The organism is Kribbella sp. NPDC051718 (assembly GCF_040681515.1).
In the GTDB taxonomy this organism is placed as follows: domain Bacteria; phylum Actinomycetota; class Actinomycetes; order Propionibacteriales; family Kribbellaceae; genus Kribbella.
On the sequence record NZ_JBFAYZ010000017.1, the window covers coordinates 18,562 to 42,956 of the forward strand.

Consider the following 24,395-nt stretch of genomic DNA (forward strand, 5'->3'; position numbering starts at 1 on the left):
GTGCCAGCTCAGATCCAGCCGCGACGGCTCGCCTGCGTGGCCAGCTGGAACCGGCTGTGGGCGCCGAGCACCTCTTCGAGCCGAGCGATCCGCCGGCCGACCGTTCGAGCGCTCACGCCCAGGTCGCGGGCGATCGCCTCATCGGTGAGACCGGCTGCCAGGTAGGACAGCAGCTGCTGCTCGTCCGAACCCGGGCCATCCAACGCGTCGACCACCTGGGACTCCGCCGACAGCGGCACCCCCATCTGCCAGAAGACTTCGAAGAGACTGATCAAGGAGTCGAGCAGGCCGGACTCGTGGACGACGATGAGCGACCGCCGCGCCCCTTTCTGGCCCGGCACCGACAACATCGCGCGCTTGCCGTCGTACAGCATGAGGTTGACCGGCACCTGGGCGAAGACCCGCGCCTGCTCACCGACCGCGATGCACTGCTGAACCGCGGCCAGTCCTTCGAAGTCCTCGAGCACCGATACGCCGTACAGCCCGCGTGCTCGCACGCCGCGCTCCATCGCCGCAAGGAATCCGACCGCCACACCGGGCCGCGGGATCTGCATCCCGCTCTGCACCCGCCGCGGCGAAACCGGGCCGATGCACAAACCGTCGACGGTCGAGGCGGTGTCATCCATCAGCTTGGTCTCGACAGCCGTACACCGCGCCTCGTCCGCAATCACCTCGACGAAGCTCGACCGGTCACCCGCCTCGCTCCAGATGCCGGCAAACACCGACGCGATCTGCCGAGTGGCATCAGCAGCCCGCGCATGCTCAGCCGCCACCTGCTCCAACGGAATCCGCGGCGCAACCGCCTCGATCCCCCCGTCACTCACTTCAAGCAACCCAATCGCAGCCAGCGCTTTCACCTCGTCCGCAGCCACGCCCCGCTCGACACCAGCCCGCTCAGCCAGCGCCTCCAAACTCATCCGCCCACCCACCACCGCCGCCCGATAAAGCGGCTCCGCGAAAGCCGAGAGAAAGGGTGCTGAAGGCAATTGCATCCCGCCGTCTTACCATTTCCTACGCCCTCCGCGCGAGCACCAGAACCCTGCCCCGCCAAGGGATCGCCTCGCAGTCACCATGGCCACACGTGCCGTAACCGCAGGCCATCGGCGATCAGTCAGCCCCCGGAGACGCCTATTTCGGCGTCTGCGAGGTCGGTGTTCAGGCCGTCTGTGTCGTCCAGCCAGCCGTGTGGGAGGACTACGTGGTCTCGGGGGGAGCCTTGGCGGCCTCGGGGGGAGCCTAGTTCCTGGACTGGGAAGGGGGCGGTGGGGTCGAGTTGGGAGAGCAGTTCGTCGAGGTGGGTCAGGGAGTCGACCATGCCCAGGGCGGCGCGGAGTTCGCCACCTGCCGGGAAGCCCTTCAGGTACCAGGGGACGTGTTTGCGGAAGTCGCGGAGGCCGCGTTGTTCGCCCATCAGGCCGGCCAGGAGTTCGCCGTGGCGGCGCATGACGGTGGCGACCTCGCCGAGGGTCGGCAGGTTGAGCGCCTCGCCGCCGGCGAAGGCCACGGCCAGGTCGCGGAACAGCCAGGGGCGGCCGAGGCAGCCGCGGCCGACGATGACGCCGGCGCAACCGGTCTCGGCGACCATCCGGAGCGCGTCGGACGCCTCCCAGATGTCGCCGTTGCCGAGGACCGGGATGTTCACGTGCTCGACGAGTTCGGCGATCTTGGTCCAGTCGGCCTGGCCGGAGTACGCCTGCGCCACGGTCCGGCCGTGCAGCCCGATCGCCGCCGCACCCGACTCCTCGGCGATCTTGCCCGCGTCGAGGTAGGTCTGATGGGCGGAGTCGATGCCGATCCGGGTCTTCATCGTGACCGGGATCCCGTACGGCGTCGCGGCCCGCACCGCCGCCTCGAGGATCGCGCCGAGCAGATTCCGCTTCCAGGGAAGGGCTCCGCCACCACCCTTGCGCGTCACCTTCGGCACCGGGCAGCCGAAGTTGAGGTCGACGTGCGCCACCCCGTACTCCGAACACAGCAGCTCCACCGCGCGCCCGACGTACACCGGATCGACGCCGTACAGCTGCACCGACCGAACCGTCTCGCGCTCGTCGAAGGTGAGCATGTCCAGACTCTTCTGGTCGCCCTCGACGATCCCGCGGGACGTGATCATCTCGCACACGTACAGCCCGGCGCCCTGCTCGGCACACAACCGCCGGTACGCCGCATTGGTGATGCCGGCCATCGGCGCGAGCACCACCGGCGTATCGATCGTCAGGTCACCGAGCTTCAACATGTCAGGCCTTCGCCACCAGGACCTGGCCGTTACCGGAAACCTGCGCCTTATAAGGCTGTACTGCGTTAGCGGTAGTCGTCACGTCACACGCGATGCCTTCGGCAGTGTGCTTCACGACCGCGACGTCATCCATCGTGCAAGTGACCTTCGCAGCGCCAGGCACCGTGCGCAGGACAGCGTCGACCACCTTCGCCCGAACGATCGCGACCGAGTCGGAGGTGAACTTGTACGACGCCGAGTACTGCTTCGCGTCGACCGTGAGCTGACCCGTGTACGCCTTGCCCGCGTACGTCACCGTGCAGGTCAGCGTGTGCTTGCCGGCCGTCTCGGCCTTGTCGATCCCCGGGCAGTTCACCGACGTCGTGGCCGCGCGCCCAGCCGTGATCTGAGCCTGCTTCGAGATCGCGAACCGAATCCGCTGGGCCAGGGGCGCGTCCGAAGCGGGCTCACCCTTCACCGACGGCGTGGGCCACGGCTTCGAGGGCACCGGCAGCGGAGTCAGCGTCGGCTTCGAAGTGGTCGGAATGCTCGGTGCGCTCGGCCCCGAAGAGCCTGCCGAAGTCGGGTTGGCGGAAGGCTTGCCGCCGGCATCCGGCGCGCTGTCCGAGCAGCCTGCCACCAGGAAGACCAGCAACGCGCTCAGCCCGAAGACGGCCACGCCGAACTTGGTCCGGCCGGGCGTCATGATCCCCCGCAGCGACAGAGCAGGCATCGTCAGCAGCCCACCAGACGCTGCGCCAGGTAGCCGGTCACCTCGGTCAGGGCGACCCGCTCCTGTTTCATCGAGTCACGCTCGCGGATCGTCACCGCCTGGTCCTCGAGGGTGTCGAAGTCGACGGTGATGCAGTACGGAGTACCGATCTCGTCCTGGCGGCGGTAGCGGCGGCCGATCGCGCCGGCGTCGTCGAAGTCGACGTTCCAGTTCTTCCGCAGCTCGCCGGCCAGGTCTTTCGCCTTCGGGGACAGGTCGGCATTGCGGGACAGCGGCAGCACGGCCGCCTTGACCGGGGCGAGGCGCGGGTCGAAGCGCAGTACCGTCCGCTTGTCGACACCGCCCTTGGCGTTCGGCGCCTCGTCCTCGGTGTAGGCGTCGAGCAGGAAGGCCAGCACGTTACGGGTCAGCCCGGCGGCCGGCTCGATCACGTACGGCGTCCAGCGCTCGCCCTTCTCCTGGTCGAAGTAGGACAGGTCGACGCCGGAGTGTTTGGAGTGCGTGGACAGGTCGAAGTCGGTCCGGTTCGCGATGCCCTCGAGCTCGTCGAACTCCTTGCCACCGAAGTGGAACTTGTACTCGATGTCGACGGTGCGCTTCGAGTAGTGGCTCAGCTTCTCCTTCGGGTGCTCGTACAGCCGCATGTTGTCGGGGTTCAGCCCGAGACCGGTGTACCAGTCCCAGCGCGCCTTCAGCCAGTACTCGTGCCATTCCTCGTCCGACCCGGGCGCGACGAAGAACTCCATCTCCATCTGCTCGAACTCACGGGTCCGGAAGATGAAGTTGCCCGGGGTGATCTCGTTGCGGAAGCTCTTGCCGACCTGCGCGATGCCGAACGGCGGCTTCTTCCGCGCCGTGCCCATCACGTTGGCGAAGTTGATGAAGATGCCCTGCGCCGTCTCCGGCCGCAGGTAGTGCAGGCCTTCCTCGGACTCGACCGGGCCGAGGTACGTCTTCAGCAGGCCGTTGAACATCCGCGGCTCGGTGAAGGTGCCCTTGTTGCCGCAGTTCGGGCAGGCGATCTCGTCGAGCTTGACGTCGTCGGCGTCCTTGTTCTTCCGCCGGGCGAAGTCCTCGCGCAGGTGGTCGTCACGGAACCGCTTGTGGCACGACTGGCACTCGGTCAGCGGGTCGACGAACTCCTGCAGGTGGCCCGACGCCTCCCAGACCCGGGTCGGCAGGATGACGGACGAGTCCAGCCCGACGATGTCGTCGCGGCTCGTCACCATCGACCGCCACCACTGGGTCCGGACGTTGTTCTTCAGTTCGACGCCGAGCGGACCGTAGTCCCACGCCGACTTGGTACCGCCGTAGATCTCGCCGCACGGGTACACGAAGCCTCTCCGCTTACTGAGGCTGACGACGGCATCGACGGTATCCACGGGCACTTTTCGACTCCAGATTGGTGGTACGGCAAAGGTCAAGGCTATCGGGTCAGCGGAGCGGAGAGAATTCGCTCAGATCGTCGTACGCCGTGGGTTCGTCGATTGCCTGCGACAGCAGCGGTACGGCCGCCAGCTTCACCTCGTACGGCGAGAGCGCGCGGCGGTAGCTGCCGATGTTCACCCACTCCATGCTCAGCGCGAGCAGCTCGGGCTCGTCGGCGTTCCGCCCGGTCCTGGCCGCGACGAAACCCTTCTGCCGCGACAGCACCTCGACGGCGGTCTCCAGCCGACCAATGAACTCCGGCTGCGCGGTCTGTTCGACCCGGAACCTGATCACCACGAACACCCGCGACAGCGTACGGCGTCACGCCCGGTCACCGTCCGCTGGCCCTACTCGAACGGCCTTGCTCTGCCGACCTGGAACAATGGCCGAATGAGCAGCACACCCAGCAGTCAGCCGGTCAGCCCGCTCCGGGCACGGATCACCAAGGCCAGCTACCCGATCGTGGCCCGGCTGCACGCCATGCCGAAGCTGACCCTGCCGGGCATCACCCTGGTACTCGCCCTGATCGGCGTCTTCGCCCCGATCGGCGTCGGCATCCCCGCCCTGATCCTGCTGGCCGTCCTGCTCGCCTGGCTCGGCTTCCTCTCCTGGCCGGTGGTCAGCACCGGAGCCCGCGGCATGCGCATCTTCTCCGTCCTCGTCATCCTGCTGTTCGCGGTGTCGAGGATCGCGAACAGCTAAGGCTTCAACGTGTCGTAGGCCGCGTCGACCGAGGCTTTCCTGAGTTCCTCCCGGTCGACGTGGTCGAACATCACCGCGCAGTCGGACAGCCCTCCGAACGCGACCATCCCCCGGACCTGCTCGCTCAGCGGCGGGTCGTCGCCGATGATCAGGGCGATCAGCCGGGTCCGCCAGTTCACGAACGTCAGCGCCAGGCCGGTCTCCTGCAGCACGGTCAGGTCGTTGATCGCCAGCTGGATCAGCCGCCGGTGCTCGTAGGCGAGGTCGAAGTACGACGACAACAGCTCGCGCGGCTCGACCGGGGCGGCTGCCTCCTGCGCGTCGACGTACGCCTCGAAGGCCTCCTTCATCGGCTGGACCAGGCTGCGGACCAGCTCGTCGCGCGAGGCGAAGTGGTAGTAGAGCGCCGGCTTGGTGACGCCGAGCCGGTCCGCGATGTCGCGCAGGCTGGTCTGCTGCGTGCCCTTCTCGGCAAACAGTTCCAGCGCGGCGGCCTGGATCCGGGCTTTGGTGTCGCCACTCCTTGCTCTTGGCATGACGTTAGCTTACCTTCCGTCAAGTAAACAAATTTTCGGGCGGGAGGCGGTCGTGATGAAGGTACTGATCTCAGGGGCAAGTGTGGCGGGGCCGGTCCTCGCCTACTGGCTGGAGCGGTACGGGTTCGAGCCGACGGTGGTCGAGCGGACGCCGGAACTGCGGCACGGGCTCGGCGGTCACGCGGTCGACCTGTTCAGCAACGCCGTCGAGGTGGCCGAGCGGATGGGCCTCGGTGACGCCGTCCGCGAGGCCCGCACCCAGATCCAGCAGCTGACCCTGCACCGCGACGGCAAACGCCCGATCACCGTCGATCTGGACCGGCTCAACGCAGGCATCTCCGACCGGCACGTCGAGATCCTCCGCGGCGAACTCACCAGACTCCTGTACGACGCCACCCGCGACCGCGTCGAGTACATCTTCGGCGACTCGATCGCCGCCCTGGCCGACGACGGCACCGGCGTCGACGTCACCTTCGAGCGCGGGGAACCGCGTCGGTTCGACCTCGTCATCGGCGCGGACGGGATGCACTCCACGGTCCGCCGGCTCGCGTTCGGGCCCGAGGAGTCGATGCAGCGACCGCTCGGCGGTTACCTCGCCGTGTACTCGATGCCTGACGAGCTCCAGCTGGGCAACCGGATGCTCACGCACCTGAAGGTCGGCCGGCTCGTCGGCCTCTACGGAGTGCACCAGACCGGCCAGGCCCGGGCCGCCTTCATGTTCCATCGCGCGTCGGAGCTGCACTACGACTACCGCGACAAAGACCGGCAGAAGCAGGTGCTCGCCGACGAGTTCCGCGATTACGGCTGGGAAGTACCGCGCATGCTGAAGCACTTGGACGCGGCTGACGACTTCTACTTCGACTCGATCGCGCAGATCACTCTCGACACCTGGCAGAAGGGCCGGATCGGGCTGGTAGGCGACGCGGGCTACTGCCCAGGGCCGGCGGTCGGCGGTGGTACCAGCCTCGCTGTGATCACGGCGTACGTGCTGGCGGGTGAGCTGGCCGCGGCTCGCAGCGACCTGCCGTCGGGGCTGCGCAACTACGAGCGACTGGTCCGGCAGTCCGTCGACGCGAGCCGGGCGCTCGCGCCGAAGGTGATGAAGACGCTCATCCCCGGCAACCAGTTCGCGATGCGGGCGGTACCGCTGGCGTTCGCAGTACTGCCGCACCTGCCGACCTTCGTGCAGCGCCGCATCTGGGCCCAGAACGGGATCGGCAAGGCGCTCGGGTCGCTTGACCTGCCCGACTACGCCGATCTCGTCAGGGCCTGACCGTCACCAGTCGTGGACCGTGCCGTCGGCCAGGCGGTTCACGGGGAGGTACGCCGGGGCGTAGGGATGGGCTGCGGCCAGGTCGTCGTCGAGCTCTACGCCCAGGCCCGGAGCCTCGCCGGGGTGGAGATGGCCCTCGGTGAAGGTGTAGGCGTGCCGGAACACCTCCTCGGTGGCCGCAGTGTAACCGGCGTACTCCTGGATGCCGAAGTTGTGGATCGCCAGGTCGAGGTGGATCGCGGCGGCCATCCCGACCGGGGAGATGTCCTCCGGTCCGTGGATGGCGCTCTTGATCTGCTGCTGGGCGGCGAAGTCGAAGAGCTTCTTGATCGGCGAGACGCCGCCGAAGTGGGTGACCGCGGCGCGCACGTAGTCGATGAGCTGCTCGTTCACCAGCGTCCGGAAGTCGAAGACGGTGTTGAAGACCTCGCCGATGGCCAATGGCGTCGTGGTGTGGCTGCGGACCAGCCGCAGCCCCTCCTGGTTCTCGGCCGGCGTGCAGTCCTCGAGCCAGAAGAGGTCGTACGGCTCCAAGTCCTTGCCGAATCGGGCGGCCTGCTGCGGCGTGAGCCGGTGATGGGCGTCGTGCAGCAACGGCAACTCCGGACCGAACTCGTTGCGGACCGCCTCGAACACCGTCGGCATGTGCCGCAGATAGGCAGCCGTGTCCCAGTCCTCGACCAGCGGTCGCACCCGTCCGTCCGGAGTGACGTCCGGCTCGCCGCCGACGCCGTAGACCCGTTGCAGGCCAGGGATTCCGGTCTGGATCCGGATCGACTTGTACCCCTGCTCGAGCCGCGCCCGAACCGAGTCGAACAGCTCCGGTACGTCGCGCCCGCTGGCATGCCCGTACGTCCGTACCCGATCGCGACTCGCGCCACCGAGAAGCTGGTACAGCGGCAGGTTCGCGACCTTCGCCTTGATGTCCCACAACGCGACGTCGACCGCGGCGATCGCCGCCATCGTGACCGGCCCGCGCCGCCAGTACGCGCCGCGGTAGAGCGACTGCCAGGTGTCCTCGATCTTGTGCGGATCGAGCCCGATGAGCAGCGGCGCGACGTGGTCGCGCAGGTAGCCGACCACCGCGAGCTCGCGGCCGTTGAGGGTGGCATCCCCCAGCCCGGTCACGCCGTCGTCGGTGGTGATCCGCAAGGTGACGAAGTTGCGGCCCGGGCTGGTGACGATGACTGAGGCGTCGACGATCTTCACCTCAGTACTTTAGTCAGAGCCCCGCAAGCTGCTTCAGCTGGGCGGCGCGACTCGTCATGATCGCCGCGGCCAGCTTCTTCGTCTCGGCGTCCTTGCCGTCGGTGGTGATGCTGCGGGCCAGCACGATCGACTGGTCCAGGTGCTCCTTGAGGTTCTTCTCGAAGAGCTGGTCGAAGGCGGCGCCCTTGGTCTTGCCCAGGGTGACGATCTCGGGCTCGGTCATCATGCCGGGCATGTCGTGGCCTTCGTGCGGGTTCTTCGCCGGCCAGTTGGCGCGGGTGCGCAGGGCAACGAACTGGGCGACCTCGGTCTTGTGCCCGGCGCTCACCTGGGTCGCCAACGTCCGTACCGCGGGGTCGGCGGCCTGCTTCTGCGCCATCCCGAGAACGCGGATGAGCTGGTCGTCCATCGGGATCATCAGCTCGATCCAGGCCAGGTCGGTCGCGTTGAACGACGGATTCACCGCGAACTTGCTGACCGTCGGCGGTGGCGGCGCGGCCGCGGGCGGCGTACTGGCGGCTGAGGAGCCACAGCCGGTCAAGGCGACGAGCAGAACTGCGCAAGCAAAGGCCTTCATGAGGTGAACTCCTCGAAATACGGGGGCGGTGGAGAGCTCCCCACCAGCAAAGCAGAGATCGGTACTACGAACAGCAGCCGGGCGGGTCCTGGGACGAGAACCCGCCCGGCGATCGGGGTGGTTACGGGTGCCCGTTGGCCCCGCACTTGATGATCGGACGGATGCAGTCGTTGACGCGGCGCTCCATCTCGGCCACTGGCCAGGCGTTGAAGAAGTCACCGTGCATGGTGAAGCCACCGCCCGAAGCGAGCCGGAAGCCGGCCGTCGGGCCGTTCACCGGGTACCGGAGTACCTGGCGAAGCTTCGGTACCGGCACCGGGTGGGTAGCCGGACACTCGCCGTTGACCGGGTACGCCATGTGGCTCTTGTGGTCGGGCGAGTCGAGGTCGCGCCCGTTCCAGCACTGCGGGAAGTCCAGGTAGGACTCCAGCATCGTGCCGGCCGGACAGTTGATGAAGTCGTGCCCCGAACCGGCGTCACCGGCGTGCAGGCAGGACCAGCGGGAGATGGTGTTGTCGTTCGGCCCGGTCGCCTTCGCGTTGCCGGCCACGATCCGCAGCCCGAACGGCAGCGGCTGGGTCCGCGCGATGACGTCGTCCCGGACGCCTTCCCCGAGGTAGTAGAACGTCGTCCCGGTCGGCTCGACCGGCTGGTTGTTCACATACAGCGTGGGCACCCAGTACGACGACTTGTCCTCGGCCGGGTTGCACGAGGTCGGCGAGTTGACCAGGTCGTTCACGGTGGTGTTCGCGTTCGTCACGGTCGCACCGAAGAAGCTGTGCATGTGCGAGGCGCCCGGCATGTTCGGGAACACGATCGGGTCCTCGGGCAGCCGGTGCGTGAAGGCGCAGTCGGCCAGGAACTCGGCGACCCGGACGATCGGGCCGCCACCCGGCGTACCGCCGTACACCTGGAACTCGAACAGCGAGGCACCCCACTGGGTGGCGCGCTGGGTGACCAGGATCCGCACGTACCGGCCGTTGCCGTTGACAACGAGACTCTGCTCGCCGCCGGTGCCGTTCGTGGTGGTCTGGATCGTGGTCCAGTCGTTGCCGTTGTCGGAGGTCTGGAGCTGGAAACCGCGTGCGTACGCGGCCTCCCACCGCAGCAGCACTCGGTTGATCGGCTGGGACGAGCCCAGGTCGATCCGGAGCCACTGGTTGTCGGCGAAGCTGCTGGCCCACCGCGTGCCGTTGTCACCATCGACAGCGGCAGCGGCTGGGAAGGCTGCGCTCTCCACTGAGGAAGCCAGCGTGGGACGCCCTTGGGACAAGAGCGTTTCGGCCGCCTGCGCAGGCTGTCCGGTAGTCACCAGGTAGGCACCGAACAACGCCAGCAACCCTACGAACAGGGTGCCCAACCGTGCCCGCTTCATCGGTACACCCGCACGTAGTCGACGAGCATGCGGGCCGGGAACGGCGTCGCCGCGTTGGGCGGGCCGGGGAAGTCGCCGCCGACGGCCAGGTTGAGGATCAGGTAGAACGGGTGGTCGTAGATCCACGGCCCCCGGGTCGCCTCGAGCTGGGCCTTGTCGACGACGAACACCGTGGTGCCGTCGACCTGATAGGTGATGCTCGTGCTGTTCCACAGCATCGTCCAGGTGTGGAAGCCGGCCGAGAAGTCGGCGCCACCCGGCAGGCCGTACGTCCCGCCGTACCCGCCGGCGCCGTTGTACGCCGGGGCGTGCAGCGTCGAGTAGCCCTTGGTGGTCTCGCGGCCGAGGATCTCCATGATGTCGATCTCGCCGTTGTACGGCCACGGACGGCCGGTCAGGAAGTCCGAACCCATCATCCAGAAGGCCGGCCACAGGCCATTGCCCTTGGGCACCTGGATCCGCGCCTCGATCTTGCCGTACGTCGTGTCGAACTTGGTGCCGGTGTTCATCCGGGCGGACGTGTACTGGCAGGTGCCGCTACCGGTGACCGGGTCGATCGGGCAGGCCGAGCCCGGCGTGACCTCGCGACGAGCCTCGAGGACGAGGTGGCCGGCGCCGTCCATCTGCGTGTTGTTGTGGTTGGTGTAGACCTGCAGCTCGCCGTTCTGCCCGTTGCCCGGGTCAGCGCGCCACTTGTTGACGTCGGGCTTGGTGCCGTTGGCGCCGTTGAACTCGTCGGACCAGACCAGCTGCGGCGGGTTCGCCGGGTCGGCCGGCGGGGTCGGCGGAGTGGTCGGTGCGCCGCCGGTGCCGTAGACCTGGAACTCCCACAGCGAGTACCCGTACGGTGTGTTGCGCTGCGTGCCGTACATCCGGACGTACCGGCCGGTGCCGGTGATGTTGAGCGTCTCCTTGAAGCCGGGGCCGTTCGTGGTGGTGTAGATCGGGTTCCAGTTGACGTTGTCGTTGGAGACCTGGATCTGGTACGACTTCGCCGACGCCGGATCCCATTGCAGGATCACCTTGTCGATCTGAGCGGTGGCGCCGAGGTCGACGGAGATCCAGCCCGGGTCTACCCAGCCGCTGTCGGTCGTGGTCGCCCACCGGCTCGCTGGGTCGAGGTCGAAGGCGCGAGCCGGGGTGCACTCCCAGCAGTTGCCGTCGCTCTGCTGCGACGAGGCGGCTCCGGTCTTCCCGTACGAGAGCAGCTTGCTGCCCGGGCCGGTGCCTGAGGTCATACCGAAGACCTTGAACTCCCACAGTGAGTAGCCCCACTGGGTGGTGCGTTGGGTGCCGAGCATCCGGACGTACCGGCCGGAGCCGGAGACGGTCAGTGTCTGGTTGCCACCGGTGCTCGTGGTGGTCGTGTAGATGTTGTTCCAGTTGGTGCCGTCGGCGGAGACCTGCAGCTGGAAGGCCTTCGCGGCTGCGGTCTCCCAGTTGAGGACTATCTGGTTGACGGTGGCGGTCTGGCCGAGGTCGATCTGGATCCACTGCGGGTCGACGGCGTGGGCGCTCGACCAGCGGGTGCCGGCGTCGCCGTCGACGGCGGACGCGGCCGTGAAGACGGCGTTCTCGGTGGACGAGGCGGTGGCGGTCTTGCCTTGGGACAGCAACGTGTCGGCGGCGCCGGCGGGTGGGCTGACGATCAGCGCGATGACGAAGCTGACGGCGATAGCGATGAGCGCTGTGATTTTGAGGCGCGCTCTGGTTCTGGGCAGGGGTGGGGAAAGGGACGGCATGGCATCTCCTGGGGCGGGACGATGAACTGCGCAGTCAGAATGGGCGGGGGAACGTTCCCTGAGTCTGAGAAAACCGTGCTGAGGGAACGGTGTCAAGACTTCGCGGTCACCTGGGCGCAACCTTGGCGTAACACGGAGGTACGCCTTGACAAGGTTCCGGAACCGCCGGGATGCTCAGTCTGGGGGAGCGCTCCCCCAGACCTGAGGGGGTATCGCGTGCGACGACCGACTCTGCATGCCGTCGCGGCGCGAGCGGGCGTGTCGAAGTCGAGCGTTTCGCGGGTGATCAACGGCGAGCCCACGGTCGCGCCGGAGATCCGGCAGATCGTGATGGCGGCGGTGACCGAGCTCGGCTATGTGCCGAACGGTGCGGCGCGCAACCTGGTCACCCAGAAGACGAACACGATCGCGATCATCGTCTCCGATCCGCCGGCCGGGCTGGTGTCGGACGACCCGATGTTCGCGATGGTCGTCCGGGCGGCGTCGCGTGCGTTGGAGGCGGCGGGCAAGCAGGTGTCGCTGGTCCTCGCCGGGTCGGCCGAGAGCCGGCTGCGGGTCGAGCAGTATCTGGCAGCGGGTCATGTGGACGGCGCGATGCTGGTGTCGATGGACGGGGCGGACCCGCTGCCCGCAGTACTGGCTCGCACTGGTCTGCCGGTCGTCTCACATGGTCGGCTCGCGACGCCCGGCCTGATGCCGTACGTCGACAACGACAACGTCGGCGGCGCAACCAAAGCCGTCCAACACCTCCTCGACCAAGGCCGCCAGCGAATCGCCACCATCTCCGGACCGTTGGACATGCAAGCCGCCCAGGAACGCCTGAACGCCTATCGCCAGTCCCTACAGGACTCCGACCGCCGCTCGATCGTCGCCCTGGGCGACTTCACCCGAATCTCCGGCGCCGACGCCATGCGCCAACTCCTCCAGGACGACCCGCAACTGGACGCGGTCTTCGCCGCCAACGACTTGATGGCAATCGGCGCCCTCCGCACCTTGCGCGAGGCAGGCCGCCGAGTCCCCGACGACGTAGCAGTAGTCGGCTTCGACGACATAGAAGCCGCCCTCTACACCGCTCCCCCACTCACAACAGTCCGCAGCCCCATGGGAGAGCAAGCAGCAAGCACAGTCCGCCTGCTGCTAGACCTCCTGACCAACGGCTCCGCCGACTCAGTCATCCTCCCCACCGAACTGATCCTCCGCGAATCAGCATGAACCTCGCCCACTGCCCAGCAACAACTTGGCACCTTGAACACCAAACGGCGACCTTGAACAGGTAATAACGTGTTCAAGGTCGCCGCTGGGTGTTCAAGCCCACCAGTGGTGGGCTTGATGGGGTTAGGCGAGGGCGGCTGCTTTGAGGATCAGGTCGCGGACCGCGGTCGCCTCGATCTTTCCCTCGGGGGCCAGTGTTGGGTCGGTGCTGAGGAAGACCGGGCCGTCTTCCGGTGAGTCCGGTAGGCGGCCGTGGGAGCCCTTGACGATCGACGGGTCTAGCGGGACTACCTGCATGGCGTAGCGGAGGCCTACCTTTTTGCGGAGTAGGTAGGACGCGGCGCGGGGTTTGACGAAGCGGTCGGAGGGGTCGAAGAAGAGTTCGGCCGGGTCGTAGCCGGGTTTGCGGTGGATCTCGACGCCCTTGGCGAAGTCGGGGGCTCGGGCGTCGTCGAGCCAGTAGTAGTAGGTGAACCACGAGTCTGGTTCAGCGACGGCGACCAGCTCGCCGGCGCGCTCGTGGTCGAGTCCTTGGGAACGCTTGCCTTCGGCATCGAGTACTTCGGCGACGCCCGGCAGCCCACTGAGCAGCTTGCTGACGGCGTCGATGTCGGCTGGATCCTTGACGTACACGTGGGCGAGTTGGTGATCCGCGACCGCGAAGGCCCGTGACGCCCACGGGTCGAGATACTCCATCCCGTCCTGCGTGTACACCTCCAGCAAACCTTCACTCCGCAGCAAGCGGTTGATGTCGACGGGCCGCGAGACGTCCGTGATCCCGTACTCCGACAGCACGATCACCGTCGCGCCCTTCGCCTCCGCATCGTCGAGCAGCGGCGCGAGGACCGCGTCCAACGCAATCGCCGCCCGCGTCGCCTCGACCGACGAAGCGCCGTACCGCTGCAGGTCGTAGTCGAGATGTGGGATGTACGTGAGCAGCAGATCCGGATCGTCCTGCGCAAGGATCTGCCGGGACGCCGCGACGATCCACTTGCTCGACTTGATCGATGCCGTCGGCCCCCAATAGTGGAAGAGCGGAAAGGCACCCAGCTTGCCGGTCAACCGATCGTGCAACTCGACCGGCCGCGTGTAGCAGTCCGGCGCCTTGCGCCCGTCCGCGTAGTAGATCGGCCGCGGCGTGACGAGCAGATCCGTCTCCGCCCCCATCGCGTACCACCAACAGACATTGGCCACCTTGTACTGCGGGTTCTCGCGCCGGGCGACGTCCCACACCTTCTCCCCCTGGACGAGCCGGTTGTGCTGCCGCCAGAGGAACACCTCACCCAGCTCACGGAAGTACCAGCCGTTGCCGACGATGCCGTGTTCGGTCGGCAGCTCGCCGGTGAGGAAGGTCGCCTGGGCCGAACACGTGACAGCCGGCAACACGGTCCCCAGCTCGCGATTGAGCGGCAACTGGCGCAACCGGGGCATCTTGCGCAGCAGCCTCGGAGTCAGTCCGACCACATCGATGACGATGACTTGCTTGCTCACTTGATCTCCTCCAGGCCGAGGCCGACCAGGCGGTCGCGGAGCCAGGCGAGCTCTCCGGCGATGCCCTCGGCGAGTTCCTGCTGGTTTTGGGGGGCGTTGGGAAGTACGGACCAGGTGTAGGTCTCGGACTCCAGGTGATGGGTCAGCGGATGCGCGCCGCCGACGAGGTGCTCGAGGCTTTCGTCGAGTACGTCCGTCGTGCTGGTCAGCGGCGGTCTTGGAGCGGCATGCACGGGCACGTGGAAGTGCACCCGCCAGGACGCGTGGCCGGACAGCTGGTCGAGCATGTCGAGGTCGTCGATGCCGGGGCCGCCGTACTCGCGGGTCTGGTGCAGGAACTTGGGTTCGGCGAACTCGTTGAGCAGCTCGCGAGCCGCCGGATCCTCCGGGTCGGGGATGTGCAGAGCGGCCGACACCTGGCTCTTGACGACCTCGACGCCGGCTCTTTGCAGCGTGCTGAATGCTTCGGCCGGCTGCTCGAACTGCACCGCGAGATGACAGGTGTCGAGGCAGAGGCCGACCAGCGACTGAGCGGCGTACGGGGTGAGCCAGTCGGCCGCCTGCGGGACCATTTCGAGGATGCAGCCGGGTTCGGGTTCGATTGCGACGCGGATCCGGCGGCCGGTGGTCTCGTGCGTTTTGGCGAGCCGGAGCTCCAGGCGGTTGAAGGCGTCGCGGGCGGCGGCGTCGCGGGTCCGGTCCCACGGCGTACGCCAGGCCAGCGGCAGAGTCGAGATCGATCCGTACGACGCGTCGGGCGGCAGCAGTTCGGCAAGTACGTCGACCAGGTCGAGCGTGTACTGGAGACGCGCGGGCTCGGTCCAGTCGGGCGAGTAGACCTTCTTGCCGACGACGCGGTCGTGGAATCCGGCGTACGGGAAACCGTTGAGGGTGACGACCTCGAGGTTGTTGCGGTCGAGGGCTTTTCGAAGGCGATTGAGCGCGACCGAGGAGTTGGCGAGGCGGTCGGCGAGGGTGTTCGCGAGCCAGAGGCCGACGCCGAGTACGGGGACGCCGAGCTCCTTGCGGACCAGGGCGGAGCAGCCGTCGAGCTGGGCGATGACGCCTTCGAGATCCTCGGCGGGGTGGACGTTGGTGCAGTAGGCGAGGTGGACGATCGAGCCGTCGGCGTGCCGGAACCTCATGGTCTGGCTCCTCGCAGGATCGAGTTGCCCTCGAAGGAGTCCGCTGCCTGTACGTCTCCCAGGTCGAGGCGTTGGGACTGGCCGTAGAAGGCGACGGGGTTGCGCCAGAGCACCTGGTCGACGTCGTGCTCGGTGAAGCCGGCGGCGAGCATCGCCTGGGCGGTCGCGTAGGTGCGCAGCGGGTCGGACTTGCCCCAGTCGGCCGCCGAGTTGACGAGGATGTGCTCGGTGCCGAACTGCTGCAGGATCGCGACCATCCGATCGGGATCCATCTTGGTGTCGGGGTAGATGGAGAAGCCCATCCAGCAGCCCGAGTCGGCGACCTCTTTGACGGTCATCTCGTTGAGGTGGTCGACGACGACCCACTCCGGTGCGAGTCCGGATTCCTTGACGACGTCGAGCGTGCGGGTCGTACCGGCTGCTTTGTCGCGATGCGGAGTGTGGACGAGTACTGGTAGCTCGAACTGTTTGGCCAGCTGGAGTTGGTGGCTGAAGACCTCGTCCTCTTCCGGGGTCATCGAGTCGTAGCCGACCTCGCCGACCGCGACGACGCCGTCCTTGGCCAGGTACCGGGGTAGAACCTCGAGTACTTCGCGGCAGCGCGGGTCGTTCGCCTCCTTGGGGTTGAGCGCGATCGTGCAGTGATGCTTGATCCCGTACTGCGACGCGCGGAACGGCTCCCAGCCGATCAGCGCATCGAAATAGTCGACGAACGAGCCGACGCTGGTCCGCGGCTGCCCCAGCCAGAACGCAGGCTCCACCAGTGCCTGCACTCCGTGGGCCGCCATCGCGGCGTAGTCGTCGGTCGTCCGCGACGTCATGTGGATGTGCGGATCGAAGATGCGCATAGCAACACCTCTTAGGGCGGGCTGTTGAGGTACGCCTCCAAGTCGGTCGGGATGGCCCGGCCGGCTGCGCTCCGTTCGGCGGCGAAATCGGTCATCATCCGGATCAGCTCCGGATCCACCCGCTTCGGCAGGCCGTCGACCACGGCCAGCGGGATGTTCGCGAACACACACTTCAGCACCGCATGCCGGAAGGCGTGTTGGTTTAGATGCTGCGTCGCGTACGGCCCCAACGCCGCGGCCACCAGCCGCTGATCGTTGGTCCGCAACGCATCCTCGACGATCGGCACCGCCTGCTCCTGAAGAGCATCCGCGACGTCGGCCACGGACAACGCATGAAGAACAGCAAGCTTCTCCGCGGCGTCGCCATACCGATAGACCGCCAGTACTTCGTCCGCCGCCTTCCCAACCAGCAGCAACGCCCGCACCGCCTGATCGGCAGTCCAAGCCGGACTCAACCGCCCATGCCCAACCTTCCTCCCAACAGCCGGAAAGCTAGTCGCCAGCGGCTCCTGCCTTGCACCCGCGAGCCACACCCGAGCCGCCGCCGGCAACAGCACCTCCAGCTCACCAGCCGATGTGCCACCGACCTGCGCTCCGCCTTGGGGCTGCGCTCCGCCCTGGACAGGCGCTCCGCGCTCGACCGGCGCCCCGCCTTGGACCGGCGCTCCGCGCTCGGCCGGCGCTCCAGCGCCCGGCGGTTCCGCCTTCCCCGGCAGCTGGGCTGCGGGCGGATCGCCTTCGGCGATCATGCTTCCGCCTTCCGTAGGAAGGCGAGGGAGTCTCTGGCGATGGTGGGGGCGGCGTGGGAGTGGCGTGGGAGTTCTACTGCTACGAGGCCTTCGTACTGGATGTTCTTCAGGGCATGGAGGACTGGTGGGAAGTCGACCTCGCCGGTGCCGAACTCCAGGTGTTCGTGGACGCCTCGGCGCATGTCGTCTATCTGGACGTTGACCAGGTATTGGGCTGCGGCGGTGATGCAGGCGGGTGGGGACTGGGGCTCGTTGCAGACCAGGTGGCCGATGTCGAGGGTGAGGCCGAGCGTCTCGCTGCCGACCTCCGCCTGGAGTTTGAGGTAGCCGGCGAGGTCGTCGATGAGCATGCCTGGTTCTGGTTCGAGGCCGAGTTGGACGCCGCGGTCGGAGGCATAGGCAACCAACTGGTTGCAGCTGGCGATGAGGCGCTGCCAGCCGAGCTCGGGCGACACGTCCGGCGGGAGGGTGCCGGACCAGAACGAGACCGCTTCGGCGCCCAGGTCTGCGGCGACCTCGATGGCGCGTTCGAGAAGAGCTATCCGCCACTCGGCGCCGTCGGTGTGAAGGAGGGTGGGCTCGTGCTTGCGGTAGGGGTCGAGCACGTAGCGGCCACCGGTCTCGATGACGACGGCCAAGTTGTTGTCGGCAAGTAGTTTGCCAACCTCGGCGGTGCGCTGCCGAAGGTCCGGGCCGAACGGGTCGAGATGGTTGTGGTCGAGGGTCAGCGCGACCCCGTCGTACCCAAGCTCCCCGATCACCTTCAATGCCTCAGGCAACCGATGGTTGGCGAACCCGTTGGTCCCGTAACCGAACCTCATGTCGGCGACACCTTCCTAGCCAGCGCCTTCGCCAACGGAAGCGCGGCCATCAGCCCCGCGCCAACCACCGGTTGCCCTCCCCGAGCACACCAAGCAGCCTGCAACGGCACCAGCCCATGGATCCCCGCCCCGACAGCTTTACGAAGATTCGCCGCTGACGGCTCACCCGCAGCGACCAACTGGGCCGACCCGACCGACCGGGCGAAGAGGCCGGCGAATATCGCCGAGAGCAACGCGCCGGCGGTGCTCGGCGGCGCGCCGCGCGCGGTGGAGGGGCCGAGGCCGCCGGGCGGGGCGGAGGACAGGCGGGCGCGGAAGGCCAAGGCTGGGCCGGAGGTGGGCCGGGCCAGGCCGGGGCGGGTGTAAGTGGGGCGGGCGGTGGCGGCTGTGATTGCGGTGGTGGTGGCTAGGGCGGCTCGGGAGGAGGTGGGGGTGCTGCCGTGGACTTCGCCTTGGGAGATGTAGGTGGTGGTGAGGATGTGGGTGCCGATGGCGGCGGCTGCGGGGAGGGCGGCTCGGCGGTTGTTGCCGGCGCCGACCAGTACGTCCAGGGAGCGGGCTGCTGCCATGACTGCTGGGCCTAGTGGGGTGTTCTTGGCTTTCAGGTCGTAGGTCCAGGCGGTGGCGGCGAGGACTGCCGACGTACGGAAGGTGTGGCGGTCGCCTGCCCAGGCTGAGAGGGCTAGGCCGGCGGCGGTGAGGGATGAGGCTAGGGAGAACGCAGTACCGGGTGTTACTCGGCCGGAGGGGATGGGGCGTTCTGGGCGTTCGACGGCGTCTAGGTCTCGGTCGGACCAGTCGTTGAGGGCCATGCCGGCCCAGTAGATGGCGATGGAGGAGGCTGCCAGGCCGGCTAGGCGGGTGGGGCGGAGGTTGCCGGCGGCTACAGCACCGGCTAGTACATCGCCCGGGACGGTCAAGGCGGCTGGGGCTCGGACTAGCTCGGCGAGGTCGGCCAGGCGGGGGCGCTTGGTGGTGCGCCTCAGCATGAGCGGGTCCAGCGGAGCAGTTCGTCGTACTGGCGGGGCAGTGCGTGCTCGGTCGACTCGATCGGGTCTTTGAAGTAGAAGCCGAGGAAGGGCATTGCGCCGACGTGACCGCGGTCCAGAGCGAGGGCTGAGAGGCGGGCCAGATCGAGTACGAGCGGAGCGGCCAGGGCGGAGTCGCAGCCTTGCCAGGTGAACTGCAGCGTCATCCGCACGCCGAGGAAGCCGGAGAAGAGCACGTGGTCCCAGGCGGTCTTCCAGTCGCCCATCGGGTCGACGTAGTCGATATGAACGTCACCGGCGACCTCACCGAGCATCTCGGCCAGCCCGCGTTCCTTGGAGATGCTCTTGGACTCAGCGGCGCGCGGGTCGGCGAGGGTGGCGCCGTCGCCGCCGCCGAGCAGGTTGGTACCGGACCAGGCGTGCACGGGGAGCGCGCGAGCCGCGAACATCGGCGCGAGCACGCTCTTCACCAGCGTCTCCCCCGTCTTCGCATCCTGCCCGCCGTAGGGCAGTCCCTTCTCCACCGCCCACTCCCGCACCGCCGCCGGCCGGATCGAGGTCGACGGAGTGAAGTCGACGTACGCCGCGCCCGCCTCGAACGCCGCCAACGCACCGACCGAACTGGCCGGCAGGACGTCTGGAAGTGCCAGCGCTTCCCGAAGCTCCGCAGCCGAAGTAACCGGCACGTCGTACGGCGCCTCGGTCGAGGCGACGTTGATGGCCACCACCTGGCTGAGGTCGTTGCGCAACCGGAAGGCACGGATGTCTTCAGCCATCCGGCCGATCAATTCGTTCTGTGGGCCGCCGGCCGGTAGTACGACGATGTTGCGTTCGGCTTCGGCTAGGTCGGCGGTTATCAGGCGGTCGAGGCCGGGTGGGAGGACGCCGCCGGACGTCAGGCGTTCGACCTGTTTGGCGAGGGGGGTTTCTACTACGTCGTGGCCGCCGAAGACGAGGGCGTCCAGGGGGATCAGGCCGGTTCCGGCGAAAGCCGGGAGTTCGGTGACCACTCCGGCGGGTGGGATTCCGTGGTGGAGTGCTGCCGCACCGGCGATGGTCGTGGTTGCGACCGATCCTCTTGCTCCGAACAGCCAGACACCAACGCGTCGAGTCATCCGCGGCTCCTCACGAGTCCTGCCACGGACAGTGAACTGGGTCGGCCGGTCCGTGACAGATCGGAACTCTAGATCGCCTCAGGACCGGTTGGGAAGAGCTTGCCGGGGACTTTGTTGGGTCAACCGCCAAAGTCCCGGAATTACCCGGATACCGCAGATTCTCCTGCCCCGGCAACGGACTCGGGCACGCCGACCAGGTCGCGGGACCGATCGGCGACAGCCATTGCGGCCAGTGCCGTGGTCAACGGGACGGCCGCGATGATCCCGAGGCTGCCGACCAGTCCTCGGACGACTTCCACGGCGACGATCTCGGTACTGAGGAGGTACCCGGTGGATACCCCGCCGATCGCGAACACCATCAGGATAGGCAGCGCAGCGCCCGCGTACGCGAGTACCAGCGTGTTCACCACCGACGCGACGTGCGCCCGGCCGATCCGCAGCCCTGCCCCGATCAGGGACGCTCGACTGGCTGCCGGGTTGGCCGCCGACAGCTCCCAGACAGCGCTCGCCTGGGTAACCGTCACGTCGTCGAGCACGCCAAGCGAGCCGATCACGATGCCCGCGACCAGCAGGCCGGTGAGATCGAGCCCGGGCACGTACGCCTTGACCGCCGACGCCCCATCGCTGGCCAGCCCGGAGAACGCGCTCAGCTTGACGAAGCCCCACCCCAGGAAGGCGGTCAGCCCGAGCGACGCGATCGTCCCCGCCAGCGCCACCGACGACTGGGCGTTGATCCCGTGCGTCAGATAGAGGGCGATCACCATGATCACCGAGCCGCCGACCACCGCCACCAGCAGTGGATTCGAGCCCTTCAGGATGGCCGGCAGGATGAACTGGGTCAGCGTCAGCGCGGTGATGCCCAACGCCCCCAGTGCAGCGACGCCCCGCCAGCGCGACAGCGCGATCACCGCGATCGCGAAGATGACCGCCAGCCAGATCAACGGGATCGACCGGTCGTGGTCGACGTACTGGTACCGATCGGCGATCGCCGCACCCTTCTGGACCCCGAGGATGATCCGGTCGCCGGCCTTGATCTCGACGGCCGCGTTCTTGCCCTTGGGGACCTCGACCGGCACCTCCAGCCCCTTGTCCGAGCCGGGCGCGGAGCGCAGTTTGACCGTCGCCTCGTCACAGTCGGCGGGCGTCTCGGGACAGGCCTTGAGCGACACGACGGTGCCGCTCGCCCCGGTCTGCTCGGCCGCCGCGATCTTCAGATCGCCACCCGGCCAGAGCACGATCATGGCGATCACAGCGGCCGCGATCAGCGGGATCAGCACCCCTGCGACCACTATCCGGACACGTCGGGCCACCACTGCATCCGAGTCGACGACCGACGTATCGATCACCTCGGAGCCGTGTCCGTGACCGTGCCCATGGCCGTGACCACGCGGAATTTCGAGCCGGCGCCCGCGGTTCGGCTTGGTGTCGGCGCGCCGCCGTCCTACGGTCCGCTTGGCCATTCGTCAACTCCCTGTTTTGACAACCATCCCCACTTAAATGAAAATGATTGTCATGAGATCTAGTACGCGTGCTGTCGTCGCCGGGCTCGCCGCCCTGGCAGTGGTAACTCTGGCAGGCTGCGGCGACGACGCCGCGGGCGGATCCGACGGCAAGCTCGACGTGGTCGCTTCGTTCTACCCGCTGGAGTTCATCGCCCGCTCGGTGGGGGGCGACGCGGTGAACGTGACCACCCTGACCGCTCCCGGCGTCGAGCCGCACGACCTCGAGCTGACACCGAAGCAGGTCGGTACGATCGCCGGCGCCAAACTGGTCGTCTACGAAGGCGGCCTGCAGCCGGCCGTCGACGAGGCCGTCGCGCAGAACGCGAAGAGCGCCGGCTTCGACGTCGCGCCCGCCGCCCAGCTCGAGGCCACCGGCGCCGACTTCGAGGAGCACCCCGAGGGCGAGGCGGCCGGCACCCCCAGCAGCACCGTGAAGCCTGCTTCGTACACGTCGGAGGGGCTCGACCCGCACTTCTGGCTCGATCCGGTCCGGTACGAGGCCGTAGTACAGGCCGTGACGGACAAGCTGGTCGCGACGGACCCGGACCACGCGGACGGCTACAAGCAGCGCGCAGCGACGCTGCTTGGCGAGGTGGGCAAGCTCGACACGGAGTACAAGGCCGGCCTGGCCGACTGCAAACTGAAAACCTTCGTGACGAGCCATGAGGCGTTCGCGTACATGGCGAAGCGGTACGGTCTGACGATGGTCGGCATCGCCGGGTTCACCCCCGACGCCGAGCCCACCCCGACGCGGATCAAGGAGGTCCAGGAGATCGTGCAGAAGCAGCAGGTCACCACGATCTTCTACGAGGAGCTCGTCAGCCCGAAGGTGGCCGAGTCGATCGCCCGCGACGTCCACGTCAAGACCGCGGTCCTGAGCCCGATCGAGGGCCTGTCGGACGCGAACTCCCAGGAGACCTACCTCTCGCTGATGCGCGAGAATCTGCAGGAGCTCCGGAAGGCGAACAGCTGCGCGTGACATCAACCCCAACTAGCGCTGACGCCGTCCAGGTCGCCGATCTCTCGGTCGACCTGGGCGGTCGTCTCGTCCTGCGTGGCATCGACCTGCAGATCCGGGCCGGCGAGGTCGTCGCGGTGCTCGGCACGAACGGCTCTGGCAAGTCCACGCTGATCAAGACGGTCGTCGGCCTGCTGCCCGCGGCTCGCGGCGAGGTCCGCCTCTTCGGTACTCCGGTACCGCGCTTCCGCAACTGGAATCGGATCGGCTACGTCCCGCAGCGGATCACCGCGGCAGGCGGCGTACCGGCGACTGTCGCCGAGGTCGTCTCGTCCGGGCTGCTCTCGAAGCGTCGGCTGTTCCGCCCGTTGAAGGCGGCTGACCGGGCTGCCGTCGACGAGGCGCTGGAGATCGTCGACATGGCCGACCGGCGCAAGGACGGTGTTGCCGAGCTCTCGGGCGGCCAGCAGCAGCGGGTGCTGATCGCCCGCGCGCTGGTCTCCGATCCCGACCTCCTGATCCTCGACGAGCCGACGGCCGGTGTCGATCTGGCCAGTCAGGCGATCTTCGCTGATGCGATCCGGGAGCGGGTCGCAGGCGGTACGACGGTGGTGATGGTCAGCCACGACCTCGGCCCGATGGACGCGCTGATCGACCGCTCGATCGTGCTGCGCCGCGGCCGGATCGTGTACGACGGTCCCCCGCACGCCTCGCAGACGCATGCTCATGTCCACCCGCACGGGTCCATCGACGACGAGCCGGGGTGGCTGTCATGACGTTGTTCGAGCTTGAGTTCATGCAGCGGGCACTGATCGCCGGGCTGCTCACTGGGCTATCCGCACCGGCAATCGGCACGTACCTGGTCCAGCGGCGGCTGTCACTCATGGGCGATGGGATCGGACATATCGCGATCACCGGTGTCGCGCTGGGGCTCTTGACCGGGACTGCGCCGGTGCTTACCGCAGTACTGGTCGCTATAGCTGGCGCTACTGCGATTGAGCTCGTGCGGGCGCGCGGCAAGGCCAGTGGGGATGTGGCGCTCGCCCTGATGTTCTACGGCGGCATAGCGGGCGGCGTACTGCTCATAGGCCTGGCAGGACAGGGTGCAGCGACTCTGAACACCTACCTGTTCGGCTCGTTGACCACAGTCTCCCCCTCCGACCTGTACGTCGTAGTGGGCCTAGCGGTGACGGTACTGGTCGTAGCGATCGGCCTTGGCCCGCAACTGTTCGCGGTGTGCCAGGACGAGGAGTTCGCTCGCGTCACCGGTCTCCGGGTGCAGCTGCTCAACCTGCTGATCGCAGTGATGGCCGCTGTGACCGTCACTGTCGCCATGCGAACGGTGGGGCTGCTGCTGGTCAGTGCGCTGATGGTGGTGCCGGTTGCTACCGCTCAGCAGTTCACCCGGTCGTTCCGGAGTACCTTCGTCACCGCTTGTGCGATCGGCGTCGCTGCCTGTCTGGCCGGCATCATCACGTCGTACAACGCCAACGTCGCTCCCGGCGCCACGATCGTCGTACTGGCCCTGGGCGGCTTCGTCGTCGCCGCGATCGCCGGCACGCTGGTACGCCGCCGTCGTGGCGTCCTCGCTCCCCTGGCGGACGAGGAGCCGGAGATCGGCCTGCCTGCCCCCGAGCCCCACGTGGTGAGCACCGCCCACCAGCACGCCCACGACCCGAAATGCGGTCACCCGAAGATCGAGCACGGCGATCACGTCGACTACGTCCACGACGGTCACCTCCATGCGGCACACGGAGATCACTGGGATGAGCACTAGT

The 24,395-nt window shown here is 67.6% G+C and carries 24 protein-coding genes; 6 read left to right on the forward strand and 18 right to left on the reverse strand.

Features of this window, described 5'->3' with window-relative positions:
- Positions 1-8: 8 nt before the first annotated feature.
- The 5 genes from AB0M15_RS39500 to AB0M15_RS39520 form a co-directional block, all read right to left on the reverse strand.
- Entirely contained in the window at positions 9-917 is a 909-nt protein-coding gene (locus AB0M15_RS39500; protein WP_363831550.1) for a helix-turn-helix transcriptional regulator, read from the reverse strand.
- A 194-nt stretch (positions 918-1,111) separates the two neighbouring features.
- The gene (gene dusB, locus AB0M15_RS39505; protein ID WP_363831553.1) at positions 1,112-2,233 is read right to left on the reverse strand and encodes a tRNA dihydrouridine synthase DusB; all 1,122 of its coding nucleotides are present in this window, start codon (positions 2,231-2,233) and stop codon (positions 1,112-1,114) included.
- Position 2,234: 1 nt separating this feature from the next.
- Positions 2,235-2,945, reverse strand: coding sequence for a hypothetical protein (locus AB0M15_RS39510; RefSeq protein WP_363831556.1), 711 nt, complete (start codon positions 2,943-2,945; stop codon positions 2,235-2,237).
- Between the two features lie 2 nt (positions 2,946-2,947).
- Complete coding sequence (locus tag AB0M15_RS39515) at positions 2,948-4,333, reverse strand: glycine--tRNA ligase (RefSeq protein WP_363831559.1); 1,386 nt, start codon at positions 4,331-4,333, stop codon at positions 2,948-2,950.
- Between the two features lie 46 nt (positions 4,334-4,379).
- Complete coding sequence (locus tag AB0M15_RS39520; protein ID WP_363831562.1) at positions 4,380-4,676, reverse strand: antibiotic biosynthesis monooxygenase; 297 nt, start codon at positions 4,674-4,676, stop codon at positions 4,380-4,382.
- A gap of 87 nt (positions 4,677-4,763) precedes the next feature.
- On the opposite strand from AB0M15_RS39520, the gene AB0M15_RS39525 reads away from it, so the two are divergent.
- Positions 4,764-5,075: a DUF6703 family protein gene (locus AB0M15_RS39525; protein ID WP_363831565.1), complete on the forward strand. Its 312-nt coding sequence runs from the start codon at positions 4,764-4,766 to the stop codon at positions 5,073-5,075.
- Here AB0M15_RS39525 and AB0M15_RS39530 read toward each other — a convergent pair.
- The gene (locus AB0M15_RS39530) at positions 5,072-5,611 is read right to left on the reverse strand and encodes a TetR/AcrR family transcriptional regulator (RefSeq protein ID WP_363831568.1); all 540 of its coding nucleotides are present in this window, start codon (positions 5,609-5,611) and stop codon (positions 5,072-5,074) included. The two genes, AB0M15_RS39525 and AB0M15_RS39530, sit on opposite strands and share 4 nt — an antisense overlap.
- A 55-nt stretch (positions 5,612-5,666) precedes the next feature.
- Here AB0M15_RS39530 and AB0M15_RS39535 point away from each other — a divergent pair, with 55 nt between their 5' ends.
- Positions 5,667-6,884, forward strand: coding sequence for an FAD-dependent monooxygenase (locus tag AB0M15_RS39535; RefSeq protein ID WP_363831571.1), 1,218 nt, complete (start codon positions 5,667-5,669; stop codon positions 6,882-6,884).
- Positions 6,885-6,887: 3 nt separating this feature from the next.
- On the opposite strand, the gene manD is transcribed toward AB0M15_RS39535, so the two are convergent.
- From manD to AB0M15_RS39555, 4 genes are all read right to left on the reverse strand, one after another.
- Positions 6,888-8,093, reverse strand: a complete 1,206-nt coding sequence (gene manD / locus AB0M15_RS39540) for a D-mannonate dehydratase ManD (RefSeq protein WP_363831574.1) — start codon at positions 8,091-8,093, stop codon at positions 6,888-6,890.
- Between the two features lie 13 nt (positions 8,094-8,106).
- Positions 8,107-8,670: a DUF305 domain-containing protein gene (locus tag AB0M15_RS39545; protein ID WP_363831577.1), complete on the reverse strand. Its 564-nt coding sequence runs from the start codon at positions 8,668-8,670 to the stop codon at positions 8,107-8,109.
- A 121-nt stretch (positions 8,671-8,791) separates the two neighbouring features.
- On the reverse strand, positions 8,792-10,045 hold the full coding sequence (locus AB0M15_RS39550) for a DUF1996 domain-containing protein (RefSeq protein WP_363831580.1): 1,254 nt from the start codon (positions 10,043-10,045) through the stop codon (positions 8,792-8,794).
- Entirely contained in the window at positions 10,042-11,787 is a 1,746-nt protein-coding gene (locus AB0M15_RS39555; RefSeq protein WP_363831584.1) for a discoidin domain-containing protein, read from the reverse strand. Before AB0M15_RS39555 ends, AB0M15_RS39550 begins: the two co-directional genes overlap by 4 nt.
- Positions 11,788-12,003: 216 nt before the next feature.
- On the opposite strand from AB0M15_RS39555, the gene AB0M15_RS39560 reads away from it, so the two are divergent.
- Entirely contained in the window at positions 12,004-12,999 is a 996-nt protein-coding gene (locus tag AB0M15_RS39560; protein ID WP_363831587.1) for a LacI family DNA-binding transcriptional regulator, read from the forward strand.
- 123 nt (positions 13,000-13,122) lie between these two features.
- On the opposite strand, the gene AB0M15_RS39565 is transcribed toward AB0M15_RS39560, so the two are convergent.
- The 8 genes from AB0M15_RS39565 to AB0M15_RS39600 form a co-directional block, all read right to left on the reverse strand.
- Complete coding sequence (locus AB0M15_RS39565) at positions 13,123-14,490, reverse strand: nucleotide pyrophosphatase/phosphodiesterase family protein (protein WP_363831590.1); 1,368 nt, start codon at positions 14,488-14,490, stop codon at positions 13,123-13,125.
- Entirely contained in the window at positions 14,487-15,635 is a 1,149-nt protein-coding gene (gene eboE / locus AB0M15_RS39570) for a metabolite traffic protein EboE (protein WP_363831594.1), read from the reverse strand. The genes AB0M15_RS39565 and eboE overlap by 4 nt, the downstream gene beginning before the upstream one ends.
- Positions 15,632-16,483 carry a TatD family hydrolase gene (locus tag AB0M15_RS39575; protein ID WP_363831597.1) on the reverse strand — a complete coding sequence of 284 codons (852 nt, stop codon included), beginning with the start codon at positions 16,481-16,483 and terminating at the stop codon, positions 15,632-15,634. Before AB0M15_RS39575 ends, eboE begins: the two co-directional genes overlap by 4 nt.
- Before the next feature lie 11 nt (positions 16,484-16,494).
- Positions 16,495-17,232, reverse strand: coding sequence for an EboA domain-containing protein (locus AB0M15_RS39580; protein WP_363831600.1), 738 nt, complete (start codon positions 17,230-17,232; stop codon positions 16,495-16,497).
- Positions 17,229-18,053, reverse strand: a complete 825-nt coding sequence (locus AB0M15_RS39585; RefSeq protein ID WP_363831603.1) for a sugar phosphate isomerase/epimerase family protein — start codon at positions 18,051-18,053, stop codon at positions 17,229-17,231. Before AB0M15_RS39585 ends, AB0M15_RS39580 begins: the two co-directional genes overlap by 4 nt.
- Positions 18,050-19,042, reverse strand: a complete 993-nt coding sequence (locus AB0M15_RS39590) for an SCO3242 family prenyltransferase (protein WP_363831606.1) — start codon at positions 19,040-19,042, stop codon at positions 18,050-18,052. The genes AB0M15_RS39585 and AB0M15_RS39590 overlap by 4 nt, the downstream gene beginning before the upstream one ends.
- Positions 19,036-20,157 (reverse strand): inositol-3-phosphate synthase, encoded by a 1,122-nt coding sequence (locus AB0M15_RS39595; protein WP_363831609.1) that lies wholly within the window; start codon positions 20,155-20,157, stop codon positions 19,036-19,038. Before AB0M15_RS39595 ends, AB0M15_RS39590 begins: the two co-directional genes overlap by 7 nt.
- A 140-nt stretch (positions 20,158-20,297) precedes the next feature.
- On the reverse strand, positions 20,298-21,617 hold the full coding sequence (locus AB0M15_RS39600) for a YibE/F family protein (protein WP_363831613.1): 1,320 nt from the start codon (positions 21,615-21,617) through the stop codon (positions 20,298-20,300).
- A gap of 52 nt (positions 21,618-21,669) precedes the next feature.
- Between AB0M15_RS39600 and AB0M15_RS39605 the strand changes: the two genes are divergently transcribed.
- The 3 genes from AB0M15_RS39605 to AB0M15_RS39615 are packed head-to-tail and all read left to right on the forward strand — an operon-like array spanning position 21,670 to position 24,394.
- Complete coding sequence (locus AB0M15_RS39605) at positions 21,670-22,638, forward strand: metal ABC transporter substrate-binding protein (RefSeq protein ID WP_363831616.1); 969 nt, start codon at positions 21,670-21,672, stop codon at positions 22,636-22,638.
- The gene (locus AB0M15_RS39610; RefSeq protein ID WP_363831619.1) at positions 22,635-23,393 is read left to right on the forward strand and encodes a metal ABC transporter ATP-binding protein; all 759 of its coding nucleotides are present in this window, start codon (positions 22,635-22,637) and stop codon (positions 23,391-23,393) included. The genes AB0M15_RS39605 and AB0M15_RS39610 overlap by 4 nt, the downstream gene beginning before the upstream one ends.
- Positions 23,390-24,394 carry a metal ABC transporter permease gene (locus AB0M15_RS39615; protein WP_363831622.1) on the forward strand — a complete coding sequence of 335 codons (1,005 nt, stop codon included), beginning with the start codon at positions 23,390-23,392 and terminating at the stop codon, positions 24,392-24,394. Before AB0M15_RS39610 ends, AB0M15_RS39615 begins: the two co-directional genes overlap by 4 nt.
- Position 24,395: the final 1 nt, after the last annotated feature.

Bases quoted from the DNA above. Each gene is read 5' to 3' on its own strand.
- AB0M15_RS39500 (WP_363831550.1), bottom strand. From the start codon at position 917: ATGAGTTTGGAGGCGCTGGCTGAGCGGGCTGGTGTCGAGCGGGGCGTG.
- dusB (WP_363831553.1), bottom strand. From the start codon at position 2,233: ATGTTGAAGCTCGGTGACCTGACGATCGATACGCCGGTGGTGCTCGCG.
- AB0M15_RS39510 (WP_363831556.1), bottom strand. From the start codon at position 2,945: ATGCCTGCTCTGTCGCTGCGGGGGATCATGACGCCCGGCCGGACCAAG.
- AB0M15_RS39525 (WP_363831565.1), top strand. From the start codon at position 4,764: ATGAGCAGCACACCCAGCAGTCAGCCGGTCAGCCCGCTCCGGGCACGG.
- AB0M15_RS39530 (WP_363831568.1), bottom strand. From the start codon at position 5,611: ATGCCAAGAGCAAGGAGTGGCGACACCAAAGCCCGGATCCAGGCCGCC.
- AB0M15_RS39535 (WP_363831571.1), top strand. From the start codon at position 5,667: ATGAAGGTACTGATCTCAGGGGCAAGTGTGGCGGGGCCGGTCCTCGCC.
- AB0M15_RS39545 (WP_363831577.1), bottom strand. From the start codon at position 8,670: ATGAAGGCCTTTGCTTGCGCAGTTCTGCTCGTCGCCTTGACCGGCTGT.
- AB0M15_RS39550 (WP_363831580.1), bottom strand. From the start codon at position 10,045: ATGAAGCGGGCACGGTTGGGCACCCTGTTCGTAGGGTTGCTGGCGTTG.
- AB0M15_RS39555 (WP_363831584.1), bottom strand. From the start codon at position 11,787: ATGCCGTCCCTTTCCCCACCCCTGCCCAGAACCAGAGCGCGCCTCAAA.
- eboE (WP_363831594.1), bottom strand. From the start codon at position 15,635: ATGAGGTTCCGGCACGCCGACGGCTCGATCGTCCACCTCGCCTACTGC.
- AB0M15_RS39575 (WP_363831597.1), bottom strand. From the start codon at position 16,483: ATGCGCATCTTCGATCCGCACATCCACATGACGTCGCGGACGACCGAC.
- AB0M15_RS39580 (WP_363831600.1), bottom strand. From the start codon at position 17,232: ATGATCGCCGAAGGCGATCCGCCCGCAGCCCAGCTGCCGGGGAAGGCG.
- AB0M15_RS39585 (WP_363831603.1), bottom strand. From the start codon at position 18,053: ATGAGGTTCGGTTACGGGACCAACGGGTTCGCCAACCATCGGTTGCCT.
- AB0M15_RS39590 (WP_363831606.1), bottom strand. From the start codon at position 19,042: ATGCTGAGGCGCACCACCAAGCGCCCCCGCCTGGCCGACCTCGCCGAG.
- AB0M15_RS39595 (WP_363831609.1), bottom strand. From the start codon at position 20,157: ATGACTCGACGCGTTGGTGTCTGGCTGTTCGGAGCAAGAGGATCGGTC.
- AB0M15_RS39600 (WP_363831613.1), bottom strand. From the start codon at position 21,617: ATGGCCAAGCGGACCGTAGGACGGCGGCGCGCCGACACCAAGCCGAAC.
- AB0M15_RS39605 (WP_363831616.1), top strand. From the start codon at position 21,670: ATGAGATCTAGTACGCGTGCTGTCGTCGCCGGGCTCGCCGCCCTGGCA.
- AB0M15_RS39615 (WP_363831622.1), top strand. From the start codon at position 23,390: ATGACGTTGTTCGAGCTTGAGTTCATGCAGCGGGCACTGATCGCCGGG.